Genomic DNA, 23795 nt, shown 5'->3' with positions numbered 1-23795 from the left:
AGCTAGCTACTTCATCTCGACTTGCCGAATAAAAGCAGGGGCATGTGGCTCATCTAATTCATTCAAGACCGCTCGCTGCACTTGGTCGTTGAATTCGCTCCAGCCTTCACGCCGCCAGATTTAATGTTATAGCTGGTATTGGCCAGCGCCAAACTTTCCTTAATCAATACTGAATCAAGTGCCATTATTCATTTCCTTTACAAAAATCGACGACTTTGAGTTTGACCGTTGCATATTCTTGCTTGCCTGCCAAATCGGGCCATTGCATGCCCAATAACACGCGGCAGCCGTTGGGCGACACCAGCATCGTACTGGTCACTGCATCGCTGAGTTTGATGGCTTTCTCTGGTTCACCAAACGGTGCTAAATAAAGCCCATGCCATTTGAAGGGGGGGTAATTTACTGACTTCAACATCCCTGTCCGGATCGGCTGAAAACGGCTGCCGGAATGCTCATAGCCACCTTGTGCCGGAGTCCATCCCTCTGGTTTGCCGGGATACATGTTCGGAAATTGTTTCTGCAGTTTGCCCTCTGAAAGTAACCAGACTTGCTGGGGGCTGTCTTTGGCCCATAGGGCCCCTGCTGAATGGGCGTTAAAAACCAAATAGCCTTGCTTGAGCCAGCGCATGGGGAAAATAGCGGCAGAATTACTCACCCGCTCATCTTCCAGCATCACTTTGGTGTAGCCCCGTTTCGGATTTGGATTTTCTTCCTTCCATTTTTTATAATTGCGAGCCTCTGTCCATTCGCCCTTAGACAAGACGCCATCGTCTTCATAAAGCATCAAACCAAACCGACCGGGCTCGTATTCCAAACCTGATTTGGGTAGATCTGCATAGTACTGGCAAGAAAACGGATTGATGTAGCCCCATTCAGTCGAAACCCATCCTGGGCGTTCTTCCTTGCGAAAAGGTTGATATTCCTGCAAGGGCTGGCCCCAAATACCCATGGCATAAACTTGCCCGTAATATCCTGTGCCTTTGCGTTCTAGATCAATTTGCACCCGCCGAGAACGTGGATCGACACACTTTAGTGCCCCAGTGATATTTTCATGCAGTATCTCTTTACCTTCATTAAGCCTATGTTCAACTAACACGCGTTCGAGAGGATCGCCAGCTAAATTCATATGCCTGCGCTGATGGCTACACAGTATCGTTTGATCATCCAGCCAGAAACAAAGTCCATCTCGCGGAAAATCAACCACCTTGAGTGCACCTTTAGGCACCGGTGGATCACCGCGAAAAGCAGTCAATAGCCCCGCTGAGGCCACGCTAGATACGGTCAGCAGCATACTGACCAGCATGATATTTAGTCCCATGTTTGGCTCGCTTCAATATCAACAGTGCGCACACCTTGGCGCAGAATTTGGGGTAAATCACTGATCGCGTAGACTTTTTGCGCTGGATTACTCAGACAAGGTTCAGTGCGATATTCAATCGTGCGCCAGGCCGTAGGTGGGCCGTCGGCGAGTTGCAAGGGTTGGTAGCCGCCTTTCCAGCGCACATCCATGCACTGAAATCCAAGACGCTGTCCGGTTTCAAACGCGCCCACGAGCGTATAAAAATCCAGCCAATTGCGCCCCGTGGCCATCGTGCCGCCCAAGTAGTAAATCACATGGCGGTTCGTCCCCTCAGTCGTTACCGCCTTAACCGAGTAGCCGGTGTAGTAGCCATAGCCATAATTGAGCTGCTGGAAGCGCTGAAACTCACCATAATTGACGCAGCCACTGAGCATGACTGTTGCGAAGCAAGCCAAGAAAAAGCCATTCAGTCGAAACAGATTTGGCATCACTGAATATCCTTAAAGGGTTATCACTTGACCATTTTCACGATAGTGAATCGTTTGACCGCCAAATATCGATACGCCGCAGTAACATGTCGGCAATTGTATGGATAGCTAACAGCTGCACAACGCAATCAAGGCTATGTTCAAGTCGAAAGAAATTAGAGACGCAAGTTAAAGGATATTTTGCACAACGTCTAAACCAAATTACTTATTCATTGAAGTGGAGCACAAAATTTGGCCATCAGCAAATTGGCTCGTACAGTCCGCTTTGGCCGAGCAGCACTAGAACTCACCACAAATAATGAAGGCCGCAACCTGATGGTTTGCGGCCTTTCGCTTTTTCTGCTTTGACTTAGAGCACTCATCGAATCTGACTTCCTGCAAAGCCCCGCGAAGGTCATTTTTCTTTATGAGATCAACAGTTTTCACTGTAAATCTACCACTTGCTGTTTTACAGTGAAAACCTTTGATTTATATGGTTTTTAACGATTTTCTGCTTCAACTTTCGCCCAGTTGAATGTGGCTCTTTCCGAATGCCGTTAGGGTAATCACCCCGAAACAGAAGTTAGCATTAGCAGCTTAACCTTCTACTTCTAACCTCGTTTAAAAACGGGGGGATTACCCAATCCACGCTGCGCAGGTCATGTAGACCCTAACTGGCGATACCCAATACCGTAAGCGTCCCACGATCCCATCTGTTTTAACCACCTAAAATCCGACATCCTCAGATCTTTTTTGGGAGGGTGGATGATGAAGTCTGTAATTGCTAAATGACTTATTACTCAAAATTTTGCGCCTTTTTCACTAAAGGCCTAATATCAATCTGCATTCTCGGCTGACAATATCAATACACATCTTGTTAAAGCTACCTCAGCTGCAGAAAGGAGGGCCATATGGCTGCAAAGAATTTCTTCAAGGAGAATTTCGTTCTGATCGTCGGATTGACCTTGCCGGTGCTACTGATGATCGGTTTCATGGTAGCTAGCTCCCTGCCAGCTTTGGGCGACCCGCCGAAATACAACCTTGTCTTCAGCATCGGCGATTACCGCAACAATCAGTCGATGCCTGTCTCGGTTAACCTTGTTGTAAAAAACGGTGTGCTAATGGCACAGTATTCCAAGCTGAAGGACAGTAGTAACAACTATGGTTTCTACTGGCGCAAGCTGTATCTCTTCGATGCCAAGACACAACGAGTACGCGAGCTGGAATTAGGCCTACCCAATAATGTCGATCAAATAACCGGCATGCGCGAAGAAGCGGTCGAGGCTACTAAGAGCATGAAACTATCTACCGAGCTGAAATCTCCGGACGGTTACGAGCTGAGCGACAGCTATTACCGCCACGGTGGGCTGTTCAACGAAATCTTCTTTGGTTGGGGGCGCAATTCAAGCAATACCACGATTACCAACGGCTCGCGCAATGTGAAGCTGTCGCCAGATGACGGGCGCACCTACTTTTACAGCGGGCAGGCGCAATTTATCGGCTGGGTAACCCCATAATGGCAAACCGACACGATGCGCTAGATGACATCATTACGCTGATGAAAAGTCACGGCATTACGATTGACGAAATCGCTGCCGCACTGAAAGGTAGCTCCGACGTTAGGGCGAAGAAGAACAGCAGCATCCTTGCTCGCCTGTTCGGATATATCGGCGGATTGTTCATTATTTCGGGAATGACCTATTTTATCGGCATGCAGTGGGACGAAATGGGCACGGTGTCACGAATTTTGACTACGCTTGGCTCGGGCTTCTGCCTCTTTATCATGGCTATCACCTGCACTATGCGCGATAGCCTCGAAAAGGCTGCGGCACCGCTATTCCTTCTGGCTGCGCTGCTGCAGCCGACTGGAATTCTGGTGACGCTTACTGAGTTTTCGCGCGGCGGCAACCCTGCTCATGGCATGCTGTTCATGTGTTTAGTGATGGCGATACAGCAAGGATTTACGTTCTGCGCCAAGGACCGTACGGTGCTGGCACTGACCACGCTCTTCTTCGGCTCCTTCTTTTTCGCCATCGCCTTCGACTTGATGCACATCGACGCTAACCTCATCGGAGTCGTCATGGGAGTATCGCTGACCTGCATCGGCTGGAGCCTTGGCAAATCGAAGCACAAGTCGCTAGCACCAATCTGCTATTTCCTGGGGCCGATCATGTTCCTCTGTGCGATGGGCGACTGGCTGCATAAGACACCGTTTGAAATCTTGTTCCTCGGCCTTGCCTGCGGCATCATTTTCCTCTCGACCGTAGTTCGTTCGGGCACACTGTTGGCAGTGGGTACGATGGCGACGCTGGGCTATGTAGGCTATTTCATGGATAAGCATTTTCCCGACAGCCTTGCGGGCCCCATCGGCCTAATGCTGCTGGGTGTGATGCTGATCGGCGCGGGAGTGCTGGCGGTGAGGATCAACAACAAGTATATCAAGCAAAAAGGGGACACCCTTTGACCGCTTCGGCCGATGTGTCGATGCCGTCGTCTGAAATACGAAAGGCCGCAAACCATCGGGTTGCGGCCTTAGCCCTTTGTCATCCAGCTACGGTAGTTCGCTATATTTCAGTCTGCTCTGATATTTCGAGAGCATCATCAACTTCAATGCCAAGATAACGAACGGTGCTCTCCATTTTTGCATGTCCAAGCAGCAACTGAATTGCGCGCAAGTTTTTTGTACGCTTGTATATCAGCGTGACCTTAGTTCTTCGCATGGTGTGCGTGCCGTATTCAGTTGGATCTAAACCAATTGAACTAACCCAGCGATTTACAATGCGGGCATATTGCCTAGTCGAAATGTGCGGCGACAACTGACGTTGTCGACTTGGAAATAAATACTGATCAGAACGTAGTTTTGCATGAGAAATCCAAGCAGAAACAGCGTCACGTGTTGGTTCTGTAATTTCAAATTGCACAGGACGTTGGGTTTTGCTCTGGAGTACAGAGGCGCGTGATGCTACTTGGTTGCCATGACAAACGTCTCGTACCTTTAAATTAACTAAGTCGCAACCCCGTAACTTGCTGTCGATCGCTAAGTTGAACATGGCAAGATCGCGCACTTTTTTACCTAGTTGCAATCGAATTCGAATAGCCCAAATTTCCTTAAGCTTTAGCGGCGGTTTCTGACCAACAAGCTTGCCTTTATTCCATGGTTCATGGTGAGTATCGAGAGACATGACTAACTCCTTGGGGTTAAAAGGAGTTTAATTATTCAAACGACACCAATGTCGGATTGATCGTTTTGCATACTTTCAGGGGTGAAAGGCCGTTATAGAAATGTTTGCGGACTATTATTGTCCAGTCAGAACCATAGAACATCGACCTTAGCAAACTGTCATCTACTTTTAATCTCCTGACACAAAATCTAGAGCTCTCCACTTCAAATATTCCAGTCATCCCGTTTTTCAATCATGAAGTCCATAAAAGCACGCACCTTGGCTGGTAATTGCTCGCGCGATGGGATGTATAAATAGCAGCCCGCAAATGGGGTACTCCAAGGCTGGAGCACCCGCTGCAAAGCACCGCTGCGGATATGCTGTCGCACCGTGATTTCGATATGCTGCATCACGCCAATGCCCTGTAGCGCAGCACGGATCATGCCTTCATCGTCGTTCGTGGTGTAATTACCCATCGGTTCCATCACAAAATCCTGCCCCGTCGTACCCGGTGGCGCAAATTCCCAATGATGCACACCGCCACTGCTGGCATAGCGATAGCGCAGGCAATTATGATTGGCCAGATCGGCGGGTGTAGAGGGGACGCCATGCTCTGCAAAATACTCGGGGGTCGCCACCACCGCCATTTCGAGTGGCGGTGTAATCGGCACCGCAGTCATATGCTCGGCCAAACTTTGTCCTAGACGAATTCCTGCATCGCAGCCTTCCGCAATGATATTGGCAAAGCCATCGTTGATGACCAATTCCAGTTGCAGCTTGGGATAGCGCGCAAAAAACTCGGATAAATGCGGTTCGACTAGCGTTTTGGCGGCAAATCGTGAGGTATTAATCCGCAGTAGCCCCGAGGCTTCTGCGCGCGTATCACCTACTGTGCGCACCGCGCCATCGATCGATTGCAAAGCACCTTGCAGCACGGTGTATAGACGTTGCCCTTCTTCGGTCAGCGACATATCACGCGTCGTGCGATACAGCAGTTTCACACCCAACTTGCGTTCGAGCGCTTTCAGGTTTTGCGACAGCGCCGCTCGCGATACGCCCATTTCATCCGCAGCACGCGTAAAGCTATGGTGCCTAGCCACATGCGCAAACCATGCTAATGACGGCAGTAATGAAGGATCCATTTCCTTCCCCCCTTGATTGTTAAGCCTTGCTTACTACTGTGCTTTATTTTGTGCTCTTCTTTTTAATCAATCAAGCGCCTAAGATTCACTCAACAACAAGACAGCAGCAAGCCATAGCCTCAGTGGCGGTTGGTTTTTAAATCAAACTCAAACAAGGAGTATCACCATGCAAAGCGTTCAATTTCAAAATCTGAATGGTCAAGGCATCACGATGGCAGCCCATATTCACCTACCTAGCGATTTTGATGCCAGCCAAAGCTACCCAGCGATTGTGGTCACTCACCCTGGTGGTGGCGTTAAAGAGCAGACCGCAGGTTTATACGCCAGCAAACTGGCTGAAAATGGTTTTGTCGCTATCGCTTTTGATGCCTCGTACCAAGGCGCAAGCACCGGCATGCCACGCCAATCGGAAAATCCGTACATCCGCACCGAAGACATCAGCGCAGTCATCGACTACCTGACGACCTTACCTTATGTCGATGCAATGCGCATTGCTGCAATGGGGATTTGCGCCGGCGGCGGCTACGCGGCCAATGCCGCGATCAACGATCGTCGTATCAAAGCGTTGGCAACGGTGAGCGCAGTGAATATTGGCTCGATGTTCCGCAACGGCTGGGAGGGCACGGTGAAAGATGCCGATGCGATGGCCTACTTGGATTTTGGCTCGCAAGCCCGCAGTGCTGATGCAGCCAAATCAGAATTGGCAACATTGCCGCTTGCGCCGATGCGTGAAGAAGACGCGCCCAATGCCGAGCTGCGTGAAGCTTGGGAGTATTACCACACGCCACGCTGCGAGCATCCAAATGCACCCGGATTTATGCTGACGCGCAGTCTCACGCAATTGATTAGCTACGACGCGTACAACAAGGCCGAAGCCTTTTTAACTCAGCCGGTATTGGCCATCGCTGGCAGTGCGGCAGGTAGCAAATGGATGAGTGATGACTTGATTGCACGTGCCGCAAGTACCGACAAGCAGTTGTATATCGTCGAGGGCGCGAATCACATGTCGTTGTACGACATCCCCACTTATGTAGCCGAAGCTGTGACTAACTTAGTGCCATTCTTTCAACGCACACTGAACTAAGCACGACTGAGGCTGGCAATGACCACCAATGCGCCAGCCTATCCCGAACTCATAAAGGAAAGTACATCATGCACACGCACATTCAACACGTTAGCTATCGCAATCTAGGTTGGGATACCGCAGCAGACCTCTATTTGCCACCCAATTTTGATGCCAGTAAAACTTATCCAGCCATTGTCAGTACGCATCCCATCGGCAGCTGCAAAGAGCAAACTGCAGGCAATGTCTATGCTAGAGTACTCGCTGAAGCTGGCTTTGTGGTGCTGGCGTACGATGCAAGTTTCCAAGGGCAAAGTGGCGGCGAACCGCGCTATATCGAAGATCCAGCCATCCGTGTTTCTGACATACGCTTTGCTATCGACTATTTACAGTCGCAGCCTTATGTTGATACCGAGCGAATTGGCGCGATTGGCGTCTGCGGTGGCGGTGCGTATACGATCAATGCCGCGATGACCGACTACCGCATCAAAGCTTTGGCATCGATCACTGGCGTCAACTTCGGTCGGCTGATTCGTGAAGGGTTTAGCCAGTTCAATCCAGTTGCCGCACTGAAAGCGATGGCGGCACAGCGTACAGCAGAAGCGAAAGGTAGTGCGCGTCATGTGATTAACTATCTACCCGACTCAGTTGAGGCTAGCCGTCAGGCTGGCATGACGGATATTGATGTGCTGGAAGCGACTAATTACTACAAAACAGCGCGAGGCCAACAACCAAGTGGCGCGACTAGCGGGCTGTTTTTGTTTAATAGCGCGGCGATGGGCTGGGACGCTTTTCAGCAAGCCGAAGTCTTGTTAAATCAACCCTTGATGGTTGTGATTGGTGACAAGCCGGGCGCGTTTGGTGCATATCGCGATGGCTGGGAAATCTATGGCCGAGCAGCATCACAACACAAGGAAATTGTTGTGGCTGAAGGTTGGTCGCATTATGACCTATATGACAAACCTGAACCCGTTGCTCTTGCGATGGCCAAGCTCGTCCCATTCTTTGAAACGCATCTGTAAACAGCCAAATTGAACAGAGCGTAGGACAGCAATACACCTAGATTGATGTGAGAAATTCGATGACGACAATATTTTGGATAGTTGCCTTGCTTGCGGTGTTATTTCTGTTCGTGATGACTTATATGTCGGCAGTAGCCTGGATTGAAAGCAGGCAGGCAATGCGCTTGAAAAATATGCTGCCTTTTCAATTTAAGCAGGCGAGCACTTCGCGTACAGCGGTGGTGTATTACTCGCGTTCAGGCAATACCGCGCTGGCTGCGCGCAATATTGCAACGCGACTCAATGCGGCATTATTTCCTTTGGCTGCGCCAGACTATCAACTAGGGACTTTGGGTCTGGTGCATGCAATCAAGAATGCGAATGCGCGCCGAGCCAAGCCCGATTTTTTACCAAAAATTAGCCCGTCTACGCTCGATCTGACGCTCTTTGATACCGTTTACCTCGGCTCTCCTGTATGGCTGTATAGTCCCGCTCCGCCGATTTGGGCTTTTGTTGAGCACAACCGATTCGATGGACAAAATGTAGTGCTGTTCAACACCTTCAATAGCCATATCGGTGAAGATTACATTGCCAAATTCAAGGACAAAGTTATGGCACGAGGAGCGAAGTCCTTCGAGCATCGGCGCATGTTGCGCGGACGGATGACGCAGCAAATAAGCCCTGAGCAAATGATTCAAGCGATAGATCGAGAGTGGTTTAACCACTAAAGGATTCCGTGCTTGGCTAATCAATTTACCCGCTGTTCGAAATAACTGAACATCAACGATGGACGTGAGCACATTTCCGCTTTGGCCGAGCAGCACTGGAATTTAAAACAAATAACGAAGGCCGCAACTTGTTGGTTTTCGGCCTTTCATTGTCCAAGCTTTGGTACCTACACCTCTGCTTTCGCAATACACGAAACGCTATTTCCAAGATATTACATGCGATATGTAATTAATTACGCCTATTTGCAAAAAGAGTCAGTGTGTTGTCATTTGTGCTGCTCTACGGCATCATGTTAGCTATCCTTCATGCTACTGGTATTCACTATGAAACGCATTTTCTTAATTGCTTTGCTCAGCAGCGCATTAACTGGCTGCGGCTATAACACGTTGCAAGCACAAGATGAAACCGTGAATGCCGCATGGTCTGAGGTATTAAATCAATACCAGCGCCGTGCTGATTTAGTGCCCAATTTGGTAAATGTGGTTAAAGGCTACGCTGCGCATGAACAAAAAGTACTGACCGAAGTCACCGAAGCGCGCGCCAAAGTAAGTAGCATGCAAATCACGCCCGAGCTGGCTAAAGATGAAGCAGCGCTGGCCCAATTTCAGCAAGCCCAAGCGGGGATGACGTCAGCACTGTCGCGGCTGATGGTCGTCGTTGAAAAATACCCCGATTTAAAAGCCAACCAGAATTTCCTCGATTTAAGCGCTCAATTAGAAGGCACAGAAAATCGCATCACGGTCGCCCGCAATCGCTATATCGAATCCGTACGAACTTTTAACACGACAGCACGTTCGTTTCCGACCAATTTAACGGCCAAGATGTTCGACTTAAACCCCAAGCCTAATTTTACAGTCGAAAATGAAAAAGCCATTTCAAACGCACCAACGGTTGATTTTAATAGCGAGAAAAAATAATGCCCGTCTTGGGTATGGCCTTGAATCGCCTATTGTTATTGATATTCAGCCTGATACTATCAATAAACTGCTTCGCTTCGACGGTGGAAGTGCCTCCACTTCAAGCACAGTTGATGGATTTGAGCGGGACATTATCCGATTCTGAGCAACAGGCCTTAAAAGCCAAGCTACACGCACTTGAGCAAAGCAAGGGCGGCCAGTTTGCGGTGCTCATCATCCCAAGCACCGGAATCGAAAGTATTGAGCAATACAGCATCCGCGTCGTTGAGCAGTGGCAACTCGGCCAGAAGGGTTTGGACAACGGCGTGCTGTTACTGATCGCGAAAAATGACCGAGCCGTGCGCATCGAAGTCGGTCGCGGGCTGGAGGGCTCGCTGCCCGATGTGATCGCCAGCAGGATTATTCGCGAGGTGATCGTTCCCCAGTTCAAGAACGGCCACTATTACGCGGGGATAGACGGCGCGATAGATCAGATCGGCCAGTATCTGCAAGCGCAAGCATTAGGCTCGTTTGCGCCAGAGCCACCACATTTTGCGCTCGATACGCCACTGGCCTGCATCGGTATTGTGTTGATTGGATTGCTGCTTTGGGCGTTTTTTGGTGCCAACATCGCCGCCGTCATTCTCTTGATCGGTACTTATGCCGCGGCCGTTTATGGCGGCGCCGTGCCACAACGCGCAGGGATTGCCGCGCTAATCTACGGCCTGCTGTTTGGATTCATCGTGCTGATCACACGCGCGGTGCGCTTTTTGAATCAGGCCGAGACCACCAAGGGCAAGCCTTACAAAAAATCGAGCCACCGCAAAAAAAGCCAAGGAGCGCATCGCTCGAGCGATTCAGACTCTGGCTTGCTAGCCGCTGCGAGCGTTGCCTCGTCAATGTTCAGCACATCATCATCGAGCTCGAGTGACTCCGATAGCTATAGCGGCGACGGGGGCAGTTTTGGTGGCGGCGGCGCTTCGGGGAGTTGGTGATGACTATCCTAAAGGGTATTAAGCAGCAGGCACTATTTGGATTGATTCTGGGGTTAATACTCAGCGTATGTATCCATGCAAAGCCCATCGACATTCCTGATTTGCGTTCACGCGTGATGGATTTGACCCAAACACTGGGCTCAGAGCAGCAAAGTGAATTAGAAAGCAAACTCAGCTCGCTCGAGCAAGCCAAAGGCAGCCAACTCGTAGTTTTGATTGTTGCGACCACCGGCGAAGAAACCATAGAGCAATACAGCATCCGCGTTGTCGATGCATGGCAGTTGGGGCGCAAAGGGGTTGATGATGGTGTGCTGTTGCTGATCGCCAAAGACGATAGAACGGTCAGAATCGAGGTGGGTCGTGGCTTAGAAGGCGCGCTGCCCGATGTTATTGCCAGCCGGATTATCCGTGACACGATTGTGCCAGCCTTTAAAGCGGGCGATTTCGTTGGCGGCGTGAACGCTGGCGTAAACCAAATCAGCGCCGTGATTCAAGGCGAGGCCTTGCCCGAAACAAAAGTGCAGAGCGCATCGCAAAGCGATAGCCAACTGCCGTTTATATTGCTGATCCCGCTGCTTGCGCTGGGGGGCATTTTACGTCGTGTTTTTGGCTTTTTGATTAGCTTTGCAAGTACCAGCATCATTGCTGGATTAGGGCTACTGTATTTTGGTATGAGTGTGCCATTTGCGATTGCACTGGGCGCATTCATCGGGCTGATCGTTAGCACCAAAAGTAGCGGCATCTCATCGGGCAGCGGCAGCATCGGCGGTGGGTTTGGTGGCGGTGGTGGATTTAGCGGCGGCGGTGGCGGCTTTGGTGGCGGTGGCGCTTCAGGAAGATGGTAATGACAACAAAACTCTCGCGGTGTTGGCAGCACCTAAAACGCAGCCCTTTTCGTCAACAACTCAACGACGAAATGGGCTCGCGCCTCGCGCTAGTCATCAGCCAAGCAGAGCGTGGGCATCGTGGAGAAATTCGCCTTGTCATCGAAGCGAGTCTGCCTCTCGCATTGGCTTGGCAAGGTCTCAGCGCGCGTGAACGGGCTGTGCAGTGGTTTTCTGATTTGCGCGTATGGGATACTGAATGCAATACCGGCATGGTGCTGTATTTGTTACTGGCTGAACGCAAAATCGAACTGGTCGCCGATCGCGGCATTGCTGCTTGCGTACCCCAAGCGCAATGGGATCAAATTTGCCAGCAGCTACAAAATAAACTGGCGGCATCGCAAGTCGAGGCGGGCTTAACTGAGGCGGTGCAGGCACTCGGGCAATTACTACAGCATCACTTTCCATTAACAAGCACTCTATGCAACCCCGATGAACTTTCCAATGAACCCGTAATTATCGCTTAGATCCCTTGCAAATGCGTGATTTCATCACAAATTGAGGAGTGTCCAACACGCCGTATAGTTCACGAATGAGCTGACGCGATTTATTTCAACATTAATGATCTCCACGTATCACTAAAGGTCGATTATCACCATCTTTGATACGTCGGTAGCCTTCCACTGTTATCAGCAAATCTTGAAAGGCATAAGTGTATTTGTCTTGATCACCGTGGTATGCCCAAGTGTATTCCCCGCCACTATGCTCACGGGTATTTCGCACTTCGGCCATTAAGTCCATTTGCCAAACGCCATCAGTTTGTATAAAAAAATGCGGCGATACAAAAGGTGTGTCGGTGAAATAAAGCAATGCCAAATCACCACGCTCAATCACTTTGAATTGTTTGCCATATTCACTCAGAAAAATATACTCAGCGTAAGCGGGACTCGTCGGTAATGATGCTAGATATTGTCGTGACTCAGTGGTTAGGAAACCGGCGTTCGAATTTAACGGCCACGTAGAGAGCCAAGTTAGGTAAGTCTGGTATGCAATTGTTGGTGATGGTCCCGGGGGGAGCGCATCGGCATTGTTAGGTTGAGCGACTGGTTTGTTTCTTGTCGTTCCGACTTCAAGCTCCGATTTAACTCCTGCCCCACCAGAAAGGTGTGGTAGTTCGCTAGCTATGCTGATGGTACGAGGATCGAAATCATTGCCAATTACGGCTTCACGCATTCGATGTTGCAGTAGACGTAGCATTAGCCTCAAACCTAGTGATACGTCCCCCGATGCAAAAAAAGTCTTCGTGTGCTTTTCCACTAGGTAATTTACAAACACGTCAGGAAAAACGGCCTCTAGTCCATAACCAACTTCAACTTTAAGTCGTTGGCCCTGCACGTCGTAGAGCAACAAAATCCCTCGTTGTTGGCCTGTTTGCTTGCCAATTTGCATTTGTGACATCAAATCCACGGCCAGAGTCTCAATTGGTTTATTGCCCATATTCGGTAAAAAGACCATACGTACATCAATGCCGGACTCACGGAGAATCCAACTCATGTACTGCTCAAAACGTGGGATATCGACTACCGGGATAAAATCTGCTTTATCGATAATGTGGGACTTCAATGCCAAGGTCGACTGAGTAAATATTGGCTCAGATTCTGCAGAGAACGTGGCGGGACTCGGTTTTTGTTGATTATGCAAAAACCACATGGATGACAATAAAACGGCACATGAGCCTAATCCAAATAATATGCTGCGATTCATTATTTGTTTTTGGCTAAGTATTTCAACGCACGCTCATCACCTTGTGCCGCCGCTTTTTTGATCCAGGACTCTCCTAGGACAGAATTCACTTCAATTCCTTGTCCCGATAAGTAATGAAATCCCAGAGCACTTTGCGCATGCATATTTCCTTGCTCGGCAGCTTTGCGATACAAACTCAATGCTTTAACTAAGTCTTGCTGCACACATTTGCCACTTTTGTACATGGTACCTAGGTTGTACTGTGCCTTGTCATAGCCTTGTGCTACTGATTTGTGATACCAAACAGCAGCCTCTGCATAGTTGATTGCAGTGCCAAAACCATTGTAGTAACAGAGTCCCATATTGTATTGAGCGTTGGCGTAACCTTGATCGGCCGATTTGCGATACCAAGCAATCGCCGCAGCATTATCGTACCCGCGTGCCAAGTTGCCCATTTTATTTTGAGCAAATGCATCACCATTTTTTGCTTCAGCTAACAACGTGTCAAAAGACCTTTTATCGCCACTTTGTGCGTTCGCATACAGGCTATTGGCTTGCTGTTCAGTTAATTTGGCACTAGCAATAGATGAAAATAATAAAACGCTGGCGAAGAATAAAAAGAATGAAGTGGTAAGATTCATAAATGCCTGCTCGTTATAATTTTGAAAGGCAGCTTATTACAAACAGGCAAGGGATGCATAATCCACGACTGCTTTGTTGTGAAACTACTGAAAAATTAGGTACAGCAAGTATGGTTGAAAAATGAACATCCGAAACCCATCAGGCTTTGATCGGAAATATTTTTGAGTGCTGAACCGGCCTGGGTTAATTAGACGCGTTAGAATTCAGGAAGAATGGCAAAGTTAGCTTTTCCGAACAGCTTTAGCTCGACTCAGATACGCCGAAGGCTGCTACCAGATGGTTTTCGGTCTTTCATTTCCCCAGTCCTGGCGACACATCCGCCATCAAGGAAAAACAACTTAATTTACTTCCCGAGATTTGTTGAGTACAACATGGGACTTTGATCATCAGGAGGCAGAGTCACGAGTGCGTGCAGTGATCTTAAATCGCTTCACGCAACTGGTTGTGCCGATGACGCTATGTGTAGGATAGTTCGTCTGGGGTTTGAAGGTAGGTTCACCTTCAATTTGATTTGCGTAACAACGGCTGTGTAAATCGAAACGCCACATTTGTGTGAACAGCTCAAAAGTGGGGGCGATTTGTGGGGGTAGTGATGTGTTGTTTTGGAAAAGCCTTGTAAAAACAAGGCTTTGTCTTGTGTTGTTGGAGCGGGCGATGGGAATCGAACCCACGGCTCTAGCTTGGGAAGCTAGGGTATTACCATTATACGACGCCCGCGAAAGTGCAGATTATAACAGCAATTTAAGTTTTCGGTAGTGTTACACCGTGCTGACCTTGGTATTTGCCACCACGGTCACGATAGCTGGTTTCGCAGATGTCGTCCTCGTCCGCTTCAAAGAACAATACTTGTGCGACACCTTCGTTGGCGTAGATCTTGGCGGGCAGCGGCGTAGTGTTGGAAAACTCTAGCGTCACATAGCCTTCCCATTCCGGTTCAAACGGGGTGACGTTCACGATAATGCCGCAGCGCGCGTACGTTGATTTGCCCAAGCACACAGTGAGCGTGTTGCGCGGGATGCGGAAGTATTCCACTGTACGCGCCAGTGCAAATGAATTGGGCGGGATGATGCAGTAGCCTTTGCCCGATACGTCAACAAAGCTGTTTTCGTCGAAGTTTTTTGGGTCAACAATCGTTGAATTCAGGTTGGTGAAGACCTTGAATTCATCGGCGCAGCGAATATCGTATCCGTAGCTTGATGTGCCGTAAGAGACAATCCGCTCGCCATTCACTTCTTTAACTTGGCCGGGAATAAACGGCTCGATCATGCCGTGTTCTTGCGCCATGCGGCGAATCCATTTATCTGACTTGATACTCATGCTGTCACACGCCTGTAAATATTTTGCCCGTATTGTACTAGCAAAGCAGCTTTTAGCTAAGTGCAATCAGACGCGGTATTGAAACTTGCTTCAACGCCCACAATTGTCGACAATGAACTAAAGCATTTTTAGTAAGAATTTTGGAGAATTCATGAGTTCTGCCTCCTGCACGGCACTTCAGCATTTACCAACCACCAATGAAGGGCAATTCGATTTAGCGCAATTGTCCACGCCTTATGCGGTGATTTATTTTTACCCAAAAGACAATACGCCAGGCTGCACGACCGAAACTGCTGATTTTCGTGATCATCACGCCCAATTTTTAGCCGCAGGCGCTGCGGTATTTGGCGTGTCGCGCGATAGCATTAAAAGTCACGAAAACTTTAAAGCTAAATTGGCGCTGGAGTTTGAGCTCATTTCAGATCCGGAAGAAAAAGCCTGCGAAGGCTTTGGGGTGATGAAGATGAAAAATATGTATGGCAAGCAAGTGCGGGGTATCGAACGCAGTACCTTTGTAATCAACGCTGCTGGCGAGATACTGAAGGAATGGCGGGGAGTAAAAGTCCCCAACCATGTTGCAGAGGTGCTTCACTTTGTGACGAGTTTGAAGTGAAAAAAACGGCCAATCTCTTGTGAGTTTGGCCGTTTTTTTGTTCCACAGTCGGTAATCTAACGGGAGGATGCATCATGGCGGCGAAAAAATCAGCAAAACTGAGCAAACTATTCGTACTGGATACAAATGTGTTGATGCACGACCCAACGTCGCTGTATCGGTTTCAAGAGCATGATTTATTTGTACCGATGATGACTTTGGAAGAGCTAGATTCCAACAAAAAAGGCATGACCGAAGTCGCTCGCAATGCACGGCAAGCCAGCCGCTTTATGGAGGAACTGGTCGCGGGCATGGAGCACAATCTGTATGACGGTGTATCGCTCGAAGAGGCCAGCAAAGGGCAGGCGAGCGGACGCTTATTTTTGCAAACTGAAGCAATAACCAGCGTGCTGCCTTCTCAATTGCCCATGGGTAAGGCCGATAATCAAATCCTTGGCGTCGTTCACCACCTGCAGGCGATGCAACCCAAGCGCGAAGTGATATTGGTGTCTAAGGACATCAATATGCGCATTAAAGCGCGCACCTTAGGTTTGGCGGCGGAAGATTACTTCAACGATAAAGTGCTCGAAGACACCGATCTTTTGTACAACGGTATGCGCGAGATCGATCAAAAGTTTTGGGAGCGCAATAGTAAAGATTTGGAGAGCTGGCAAGAAGGCGGGCGCAGCTATTGGCGCATCAAGGGCCCCGATGTGGCCGAGTTGTATTTAAACCAGATGCTGTATCAAACCGGCGATACGCCGCTGCAAGCGCGGGTGAAGTCGATTGATGGCAAAACGGCGTTGATCGAAAGCCTGAAAGACTACAGCCACCAAAAAAATGCCATTTGGGGCATCACCGCGCGCAATCGGGAGCAAAACTTTGCGCTTAATTTATTAATGAACCCCGAGGTCGATTTTGTCTCGCTCTTAGGACAAGCCGGTACCGGCAAAACCTTACTCACCTTAGCGGCGTGCTTGGCGCAAACGCTGGAATCGAAAATCTACACCGAAATCATTATGACGCGCGTGACGGTGCCGGTTGGTGAAGACATTGGTTTCCTACCCGGTACAGAAGAGGAAAAAATGCTGCCATGGATGGGGGCGCTGGAAGACAATCTGGATGTGCTCAATCAAACTGATTCAGAAGCGGGCGATTGGGGGCGGGCGGCAACGCGTGATTTGATTCGTTCGCGCATTAAAGTGAAATCACTTAACTTTATGCGCGGCCGCACTTTCTTGAATAAATTTTTAATCATCGACGAGGCGCAAAACTTAACCTCGAAACAAATGAAAACGCTGATCACGCGCGCCGGGCCGGGTACGAAAGTGGTGTGTTTGGGGAATATCAGCCAGATCGATACGCCGTACCTGACCGAAGGCTCGTCCGGTTTAACCTATGTGGTCGATCGATTTAAGGGCTGGGAACATTCGGGCCATATCACCTTAACCCGCGGAGAACGCTCACGTTTGGCTGATTACGCCGCTGAAGTTTTGTAATGCTATTTTGCCAAAGCCGCGCATCAGAAGTGTGCGGCTTTTGTTTTGGCGCAAAATGAGTGGCGAGACAAAATAGTATACTAATTTGTATATTAATAATCAGGAGCAGAACATGAGCGAGCAATACCATCAAATCGTGCGCGACATTAGCGGCAAGTTGCGTGAATTTAATAAAGAAATCCCCGATACCGCGCAAGCATTTGGCGCTTTAACGAAGGCGACGCATACCGACGGCGCGATCAGCAAAAAGAATAAAGAGCTGATGGCGATGGCGATTGCGATTGCAGCGCGCTGCCAAGGCTGTTTGGGCTTTCATGCGCAAGCGTGTGTAAAGCTGGGCGTGACACGCGCGGAATTTTTGGAAATGCTGCAAGTCGCCGTGTATATGGGCGGCGGGCCGAGCATGATGACCGGCGCCGAAGCGCTGCTGGCGTATGAAGAATACGGCGGTGAAAAAGCAGCTAGCTAATAAATGGGTATAAGGCTGTAGGCAATAATCAATAATGCCTGCAGCCATATACCGCGCAAAGTATTAAGGTTTTCGATCGAACTCGGTCGTCGCCTTCAAAATACCGCGCAAGATATCAACTTCTTCGCGTTCAAGCTCGGCGCGCACATACAAGCGGCGCAGCCGTGGCATTAGGCGTTTTGGCGCATGCGGGCGCAAAAAGCCGATTTTCAGTAACACTTCTTCCATATGCTCGAACAGCTTTTCAAGTGATTCATGCGTGGCCAAATCACGATCTTCTTGCAAATGCTGCACGTCCACCCAGTCGGTTTCAAAGCAGCTCGTGCGCAGCTCGTATGTCAGCACTTGCACTGCTTGCGATAAATTCAGGCTGGAATAATTCGGATTGGTCGGGATTGTGACTCGATCGCTACACATCGATAGCTCGTCTATCGTTAATCCGCTGGTTTCGGCGCCAAACACCAGCGCCACATTGCTGATTTGCTCAGCTGCGGCTTTGCGAGCGGTGGTGATGATTTCCGGTGCGATCTGGCGCGGCGTTTGCAGCGGTTGCGATAGCTCGCGGCGACGTGCGGTGAGCGCCACTTGCATCGTCGTACCTTCCAATGCTTCGGCCATGCTGCTGACGACTTTGGCGTTTTGCAAAATATCATCGGCGCTCGAAGCTAAAGCGGTGGCGACTTCAGAGGGAAACTCTTTTGGGTTGATCAGGTATAGATCAGTTAAGCCCATCGTTTTCATTGCGCGGGCGGTCGAGCCGATATTGCCAGGGTGGCTGGTGTGCGACAAAACGACCCGAATTTTACTTAAACAATCGGTTTCCGTGCCTTGATAGAGATTTTTCTTGATTTCTTTATTCATTGTTGGGTTTATTCCGACGCCAGAGGCGGGTAGAATACGTCCTTAATTACGTTCTTTTAAATTGAGAAGCCATGCATCCAATGCTCAACACCGCGGTGCGCGCTGCGCGCCGTGCTGCGACCGTTATCCAACGTGCGTCAAATAATCTGGATTTGATTACCCCTGAAAAGAAAGGTCACAACGATTTTGTGTCCGAAGTAGATCGCGCTGCAGAGCAAGCGATTATCGATACCATTCTTGAGGCCTATCCGAATCACGCGATTCTAGCAGAGGAGTCGGGTTCACGCGGCAATTCTGACTACGTTTGGATTATTGATCCTCTCGATGGTACGACCAATTTCTTGCATGGCTTCCCGCAATACGCGATCTCCATCGCGCTCGAATACAAAGGCGTGATTACGCAAGCTGTGGTGTATGACCCAAATCGCAACGATTTGTTCACTGCCACGCGCGGTGTTGGCGCATTCTTGAACGATCGCCGTATCCGCGTATCGAAAGTACGCGAATTGTCGGATGCCCTCGTTGGCACCGGTTTCCCGTACACCCGCTTTGAAAACCTCGAAACTTATCTAAATATCTTCCGCGACATGGCACAAAAAGCCGCTGGCGTTCGCCGACCTGGCGCTGCGTCATTGGATCTGGCCTATGTGGCTTGCGGCCGTTTTGATGGTTTCTTTGAATTCGATCTGAAACTGCACGACATCGCTGCAGGTACCTTGATCGTGCAAGAAGCTGGCGGTTTGGTGACTGACTTGAACGGCGAAGAGAAATACCTCGAATCAGGCGACGTATTGTGTGGTACGCCTCGCGTGTTTGGTCAAATGCTGTCGTTGATTCGCGGCCATTTGAAATAATTGCTGCTACGTTGAAATATAAAAAAAGCCGACCTTGGGTCGGCTTTTTCTTGTTGGTGCAGGCCGCTTTCGACCCTGAGCTGCCCTTTAAATCAAAGATATTTTCTTGCCAAAGTAATGAATCGATTGTGCTAATGAACCAGAAATGGTCGATGTTATTTCGACCGAAAGGCTAATTTTCTTAAAGCCCTTGAGTTCAGTAGACAGCTAGTCAACTAGGAAATGCTTCATCTTTATCCCGATTCCAGATTCAAAGCACCCATCATTGGAATATTCTGTGTTTGAATTTCTGGCGAATTCACAGCAATAAATAATGCCGTCGTCAGTCAACATGCTATGTGCCATTTCAATCGAGGATTTCCTGATGTTGGATTCCGGCATGCAAGTCAGGGCTGCGCAGAAAATTATCGCATCAAATTTCCCATGGTCTACCAGTGACTGGCTGGATTTTGCATGTCGGAGGTCTAGTTCTGGGTATTCAGTTATGCCTCGCCTTATCATCTCTAATGATGAATCTATTCCGATGATATTTTTGTACCCACAGTCTTTTAATTTTTTTGCAACTCGGCCATAGCCACAACCAAAATCAAGCACGCGAGATTTTTTTGATACAAGTCTTTGAAGATTGTAGAAATCAGGCTCGATTGAAAACGCCACCGATGGAGCCAACGTATTCCAAATGGCTTCTTGATTTTCATGTTGTTTTTTTTCGCTGTGCATCTTTATTGCTTATATTTTAAATTAATTGGGCATCTACTTTATGGCGTTTGACCACTTCTGGCCGAAAGCTGAAGTGCGATGTATTGATTGGTGAGCCCTGTTAAAAATAGCCCCTATCAATATACCCCATGATTACTTTAACAAGGCTTGATACAGCTCTGGCTTAAATCCAACTTGCATTTGTGTGTCGGTCACCAAGACCGGGCGTTTGATGATGGACGGATTGGCAATCATCACCGCAATGGCGCTGTTAGCATCGATAACGCTAGCTTTTGTTGCAGCATCCAGTTTGCGCCAAGTTGTGCCTTGCTTGTTAATCAGCACTTCCCAACCAATTGCATCTGTCCATTGTTGCACTTGCTCGGCGCTCAGGCCTTGTTTTTTAAAATCGTGCCACTCGTATTCAAAGCCATTGACGGTGAGCCATGCGCGGGCTTTCTTGACGGTGTCGCAGTTGGGGATGCCAAAGAGTTTCATCGTGTTCTCTTGAAATAAAAATGCGTGGCTGATGGCCACGCATGAGTTAAGTTTGTACGGTTATTTTAATGCAAAGGCATATCAAAGCTTAAGTCGTCAGATTCTTTCTGGCTGGCGGCTTTGTTTTTGGCTTCTTCTTGCTCGGCAACCGATTGCGCGTTGTTGACCATCCACGACAAATTGGTTGCAGAGTCGGCGTTGCGTAGCGCTTCGTCTAGCTCAATCTCACCGGCGCGGTACATGCGGTACAAAGATTGCTCGAAGGTTTGTGAGCCTTCCGCTAGGGTTTGCTCCATGGCGTCTTTGATCTCTGCTAATTGACCGTTGCGAATGAGCTCGGCGATGCGGTTGGTGTTGAGCATTACTTCGACGGCTGGCTTGAGTTTGCCGGTTTTGGTGCGAACTAGCCGTTGCGAGATGATGGCTTTGAGTGAGGTCGACATATCGTACAGCAGTGATTCTCGCGCTTCTTGCGGGTAGAAATTCACAATCCGGCTGAGCGAGTGGTAGCTGTTGTTGGCGTGCAGTGTGGAAATACACAGGTGACCAGCTTGCGCATATTGCATCGCGTAAGTCATCGTTTCTTGGTCGCGAATTTCACCCAGCATCAACACATTCGGCGCCTCGCGCATCGCGTTGCGCAGCGCGTCGTGATAGCTGTGCGTGTCGGTGCCAATTTCACGCTGGTTAACCAGTGATTTTTTGTGGGTGTAAATAAACTCGATCGGGTCTTCCATCGTTAAGATGTGGCCGCTATGGTTTTCGTTGCGATGCTCGAGCATAGCTGAAACCGTGGACGATTTACCCGAGCCCGTCGCGCCGACGACCAAAATAATGCCGCGCTTTTCCATGATTAAGTCTTTCAATAGCGCTGGCATTGAAAGCTCTTCAAGGGTGTCGGCTTTCGGTTTGATGTAACGGGCCACTAGGGCAACCGTGCCGCGGCTTTTAAACACGTTGATCCTGAAATTGCCGATTTCTGGCACTGGGTAGGCCATATTCAGTTCAAGATCGCGCTCAAAAGCGATGACACGTTCAGGCCCCATGAGTTGGTAGGCCAGTTGCTTGACGTGTTCTGCGCTGAGGACTTGATTGTTTACCGGGTGGCACGAGCCTGAGATCTTAATGACTATCGGCGAATTCGCAGCCAAAAAAAGGTCGGACGCACTCTTTTCGGCCATCAGCTTAAAGAAGGGCAGTAAGTTCATTTCAAATCCTCTGTGTATTATTCGCGCAATTCTCGTCGCAGTATTTTACCCACATTTGATTTGGGTAGGCTTTCACGAAATTCAACAATGCGCGGTACTTTATAATTAGTTAGATTCTTACGGCAGTGATCGATTACTGCGTCGCTACTTAAGTTGGGGTCTTTTTTTACAATAATGACTTTGACCGCTTCGCCAGTTTTATCATCAGGCACGCCAATGCAGGCCACTTCAAGTACGCCGTCCAGCTCGGCTACGACATTTTCAATTTCATTTGGGTAAACATTAAAGCCCGATACCAGCACCATATCTTTTTTGCGATCAACAATTTGGAAATAGCCGCTTGGGTGCATGACCGCAATGTCGCCAGTGGCTAAAAAACCATCTTCACCGAGTACGGCTTGGGTTTCCTCTGGCCTTTGCCAGTAGCCCAGCATCACTTGAGGTCCGCGTAAAAAGAGTTCGCCAGCTTGGCCGGCGGGGAGTACGGCGCCAGTGTTATCACGTATTTCCGCATCCGTTTGTGGGATGGGTAGCCCGATCATGCCATTGTATTCTTTAATGTTGATGGGATTGATTATCGCTGCCGGCGAGGTTTCAGTTAAGCCATAGGCTTCTGCGAGTGTGACGCCGGTTACTTTCTTCCAGCGCTCAGCTACTGCGCGTTGAACTGCCATCCCACCGCCCAGTGCCAGTTTCCATTTGGAAAAGTCTAGCTTACAGAATTCTGCGTTATTGAGCATGGCGTTAAACAGGGTGTTTACGCCTGTCATGCAGGTGACCGGATATTGCGCGATGGTTTTAACGAGCGCGGGGATGTCACGTGGGTTGGTGATGAGTAAATTCGTTGCGCCAATTTTGCTAAACACCATGCAGTTCGCTGTGAGTGAAAAGATGTGATAAAGCGGTAGTGCGGTGATGATGACTTCTTTGCCTTCTTCGACGCGGGGACGTATCCATTCATGCGCCTGCTGCATATTGGCGACGATATTGCCGTGCGTTAGCATCGCACCTTTGGCAACACCAGTGGTGCCGCCAGTGTATTGTAAGAAGGCTAGGTCTGAGTGGTTTAGATTTACTTTTTCAAGGGCATGCTGTTTGCCATCACTTAATGTTTGGTTAAAAATAATATGCCCAGGTAGGGTATATTGAGGCACCATTTTTTTGATGTAGCGGACTGCTGCGTTGATGATGAGTCGCTTTGGAAAGCCCAGTAAATCGCCAATTTCGCACACAATGGTGTGCTTGACATGAGTTTGGCTGATAACGCCTTCAAGTGTGTGGGCAAAGTTGGCCAGAATAACGATGGTTTCGGCGCCTGAATCAATTAACTGGTGTGCAAGTTCGCGTGGTGTGTAGAGTGGGTTAACATTTACCACTACATGACCCGCTCGTAAAATGCCGAAAATGGCAATCGGATATTGCAGTAAATTGGGCAGCATCACCGCAACGCGTGAGCCGCGTGGTAGTTTTAGTACTTGTTGTAAATATGCGGCAAACTGGGCGGAGAGGGTGTCTAGCTCCCGATAGCTAATGGCTTTGCCCATATTAATAAACGCGTCGCGGTCGGCGAATTTTTTTACACTTTGCTCGATGACTTCTGGGATGGATGCGAATTCATTCAGTTGAACTTGGTCGCTTACGCCTGTTTGATAGTTGGCCAACCACACTTTTTCTTGGGTACTCATCGGGTAATCTCCTTGCGACTTTTCTAATGTAGGGGCAAACGGCGTTTTAATTCAACTGATTTGCGAGTAAGTGGTGTTTCGTTAGCTGAGAGTTTCTGTTAGAATCGAAAAAAATCTCATAGTTCCGTGTTAGTGCGCGGGCTGGGGAGT

24 protein-coding genes, 1 tRNA gene and 1 pseudogene are annotated in these 23795 nt (G+C 49.0%); 13 read left to right on the top strand and 13 right to left on the bottom strand.

The features are described 5' to 3' along the window. Window positions 1–184: 184 nt before the first annotated feature. The gene (locus NT239_01670) at window positions 185–1318 is read right to left on the bottom strand and encodes a hypothetical protein (protein XGA71573.1); all 1134 of its coding nucleotides are present in this window, start codon (window positions 1316–1318) and stop codon (window positions 185–187) included. After that, window positions 1309–1788: a hypothetical protein gene (locus NT239_01665; protein XGA71572.1), complete on the bottom strand. Its 480-nt coding sequence runs from the start codon at window positions 1786–1788 to the stop codon at window positions 1309–1311. The genes NT239_01670 and NT239_01665 overlap by 10 nt, the downstream gene beginning before the upstream one ends. Window positions 1789–2678: 890 nt before the next feature. Here NT239_01665 and NT239_01660 point away from each other — a divergent pair. Continuing rightward, window positions 2679–3284: a hypothetical protein gene (locus NT239_01660; GenBank protein XGA71571.1), complete on the top strand. Its 606-nt coding sequence runs from the start codon at window positions 2679–2681 to the stop codon at window positions 3282–3284. Continuing rightward, window positions 3284–4231, top strand: coding sequence for a hypothetical protein (locus NT239_01655; GenBank protein ID XGA71570.1), 948 nt, complete (start codon window positions 3284–3286; stop codon window positions 4229–4231). The genes NT239_01660 and NT239_01655 overlap by 1 nt, the downstream gene beginning before the upstream one ends. Before the next feature lie 100 nt (window positions 4232–4331). Here NT239_01655 and NT239_01650 read toward each other — a convergent pair whose 3' ends face one another. Then, window positions 4332–4949 carry a tyrosine-type recombinase/integrase gene (locus NT239_01650; protein XGA71569.1) on the bottom strand — a complete coding sequence of 206 codons (618 nt, stop codon included), beginning with the start codon at window positions 4947–4949 and terminating at the stop codon, window positions 4332–4334. Window positions 4950–5152: 203 nt separating this feature from the next. Next, a complete protein-coding gene (locus NT239_01645; protein XGA71568.1) occupies window positions 5153–6070 on the bottom strand; it encodes a LysR family transcriptional regulator in 918 nt (305 codons plus the stop codon). A 148-nt stretch (window positions 6071–6218) separates the two neighbouring features. Here NT239_01645 and NT239_01640 point away from each other — a divergent pair. The 7 genes and pseudogenes from NT239_01640 (at window position 6219) to NT239_01610 (ending at window position 12105) form a co-directional block, all read left to right on the top strand. Beyond that, window positions 6219–7154 (top strand): annotated as a pseudogene (locus NT239_01640) (alpha/beta hydrolase). 68 nt (window positions 7155–7222) lie between these two features. After that, window positions 7223–8155, top strand: coding sequence for an alpha/beta hydrolase (locus NT239_01635; protein ID XGA71567.1), 933 nt, complete (start codon window positions 7223–7225; stop codon window positions 8153–8155). A gap of 158 nt (window positions 8156–8313) precedes the next feature. Continuing rightward, on the top strand, window positions 8314–8862 hold the full coding sequence (locus NT239_01630) for a hypothetical protein (GenBank protein XGA71566.1): 549 nt from the start codon (window positions 8314–8316) through the stop codon (window positions 8860–8862). 324 nt (window positions 8863–9186) lie between these two features. Further along, on the top strand, window positions 9187–9780 hold the full coding sequence (locus NT239_01625; protein XGA71565.1) for a LemA family protein: 594 nt from the start codon (window positions 9187–9189) through the stop codon (window positions 9778–9780). 113 nt (window positions 9781–9893) lie between these two features. Beyond that, the gene (locus NT239_01620) at window positions 9894–10754 is read left to right on the top strand and encodes a TPM domain-containing protein (protein XGA71564.1); all 861 of its coding nucleotides are present in this window, start codon (window positions 9894–9896) and stop codon (window positions 10752–10754) included. Further along, window positions 10754–11599 carry a TPM domain-containing protein gene (locus NT239_01615; GenBank protein ID XGA71563.1) on the top strand — a complete coding sequence of 282 codons (846 nt, stop codon included), beginning with the start codon at window positions 10754–10756 and terminating at the stop codon, window positions 11597–11599. The genes NT239_01620 and NT239_01615 overlap by 1 nt, the downstream gene beginning before the upstream one ends. Next, on the top strand, window positions 11599–12105 hold the full coding sequence (locus NT239_01610) for a TPM domain-containing protein (protein ID XGA71562.1): 507 nt from the start codon (window positions 11599–11601) through the stop codon (window positions 12103–12105). Before NT239_01615 ends, NT239_01610 begins: the two co-directional genes overlap by 1 nt. A 91-nt stretch (window positions 12106–12196) precedes the next feature. Here NT239_01610 and NT239_01605 read toward each other — a convergent pair whose 3' ends face one another. The 4 genes from NT239_01605 to dcd form a co-directional block, all read right to left on the bottom strand. Next, on the bottom strand, window positions 12197–13342 hold the full coding sequence (locus NT239_01605; GenBank protein ID XGA71561.1) for a TPM domain-containing protein: 1146 nt from the start codon (window positions 13340–13342) through the stop codon (window positions 12197–12199). Further along, entirely contained in the window at window positions 13342–13962 is a 621-nt protein-coding gene (locus NT239_01600; protein ID XGA71560.1) for a sel1 repeat family protein, read from the bottom strand. The genes NT239_01605 and NT239_01600 overlap by 1 nt, the downstream gene beginning before the upstream one ends. Before the next feature lie 644 nt (window positions 13963–14606). Then, window positions 14607–14680 (bottom strand) — tRNA-Gly (locus NT239_01595). Between the two features lie 24 nt (window positions 14681–14704). Next, window positions 14705–15280: a dCTP deaminase gene (dcd, locus tag NT239_01590; protein ID XGA71559.1), complete on the bottom strand. Its 576-nt coding sequence runs from the start codon at window positions 15278–15280 to the stop codon at window positions 14705–14707. Between the two features lie 151 nt (window positions 15281–15431). On the opposite strand from dcd, the gene NT239_01585 reads away from it, so the two are divergent. The 3 genes from NT239_01585 to NT239_01575 all read left to right on the top strand — a co-directional run bounded on the left by NT239_01585 (window position 15432) and on the right by NT239_01575 (window position 17840). Beyond that, complete coding sequence (locus NT239_01585) at window positions 15432–15893, top strand: peroxiredoxin (GenBank protein ID XGA71558.1); 462 nt, start codon at window positions 15432–15434, stop codon at window positions 15891–15893. 74 nt (window positions 15894–15967) lie between these two features. Next, window positions 15968–17371 carry a PhoH family protein gene (locus NT239_01580; protein XGA71557.1) on the top strand — a complete coding sequence of 468 codons (1404 nt, stop codon included), beginning with the start codon at window positions 15968–15970 and terminating at the stop codon, window positions 17369–17371. A gap of 112 nt (window positions 17372–17483) precedes the next feature. Next, entirely contained in the window at window positions 17484–17840 is a 357-nt protein-coding gene (locus NT239_01575; GenBank protein ID XGA71556.1) for a carboxymuconolactone decarboxylase family protein, read from the top strand. A 63-nt stretch (window positions 17841–17903) separates the two neighbouring features. Here the strand turns inward: NT239_01575 and NT239_01570 are convergent, their stop codons facing one another. Further along, window positions 17904–18701 carry an RNA methyltransferase gene (locus NT239_01570; GenBank protein XGA71555.1) on the bottom strand — a complete coding sequence of 266 codons (798 nt, stop codon included), beginning with the start codon at window positions 18699–18701 and terminating at the stop codon, window positions 17904–17906. A gap of 71 nt (window positions 18702–18772) precedes the next feature. On the opposite strand from NT239_01570, the gene NT239_01565 reads away from it, so the two are divergent. Further along, window positions 18773–19555, top strand: coding sequence for an inositol monophosphatase (locus tag NT239_01565; protein XGA71554.1), 783 nt, complete (start codon window positions 18773–18775; stop codon window positions 19553–19555). 207 nt (window positions 19556–19762) lie between these two features. Here NT239_01565 and NT239_01560 read toward each other — a convergent pair whose 3' ends face one another. From NT239_01560 to NT239_01545, 4 genes are all read right to left on the bottom strand, one after another. Next, on the bottom strand, window positions 19763–20275 hold the full coding sequence (locus NT239_01560) for a class I SAM-dependent methyltransferase (GenBank protein XGA71553.1): 513 nt from the start codon (window positions 20273–20275) through the stop codon (window positions 19763–19765). A gap of 132 nt (window positions 20276–20407) precedes the next feature. Beyond that, window positions 20408–20752, bottom strand: a complete 345-nt coding sequence (locus NT239_01555) for an ArsC family reductase (GenBank protein ID XGA71552.1) — start codon at window positions 20750–20752, stop codon at window positions 20408–20410. 65 nt (window positions 20753–20817) lie between these two features. Next, the gene (locus NT239_01550; protein XGA71551.1) at window positions 20818–21960 is read right to left on the bottom strand and encodes a PilT/PilU family type 4a pilus ATPase; all 1143 of its coding nucleotides are present in this window, start codon (window positions 21958–21960) and stop codon (window positions 20818–20820) included. A gap of 17 nt (window positions 21961–21977) precedes the next feature. Continuing rightward, window positions 21978–23645, bottom strand: a complete 1668-nt coding sequence (locus tag NT239_01545; GenBank protein ID XGA71550.1) for an AMP-binding protein — start codon at window positions 23643–23645, stop codon at window positions 21978–21980. Window positions 23646–23795: the final 150 nt, after the last annotated feature.

The sequence above is a fragment of the Chitinibacter sp. SCUT-21 genome (assembly GCA_041874755.1).
GTDB lineage: Bacteria > Pseudomonadota > Gammaproteobacteria > Burkholderiales > Chitinibacteraceae > Chitinibacter.
This window is presented reverse-complemented; position numbering and strand designations above follow the sequence as displayed.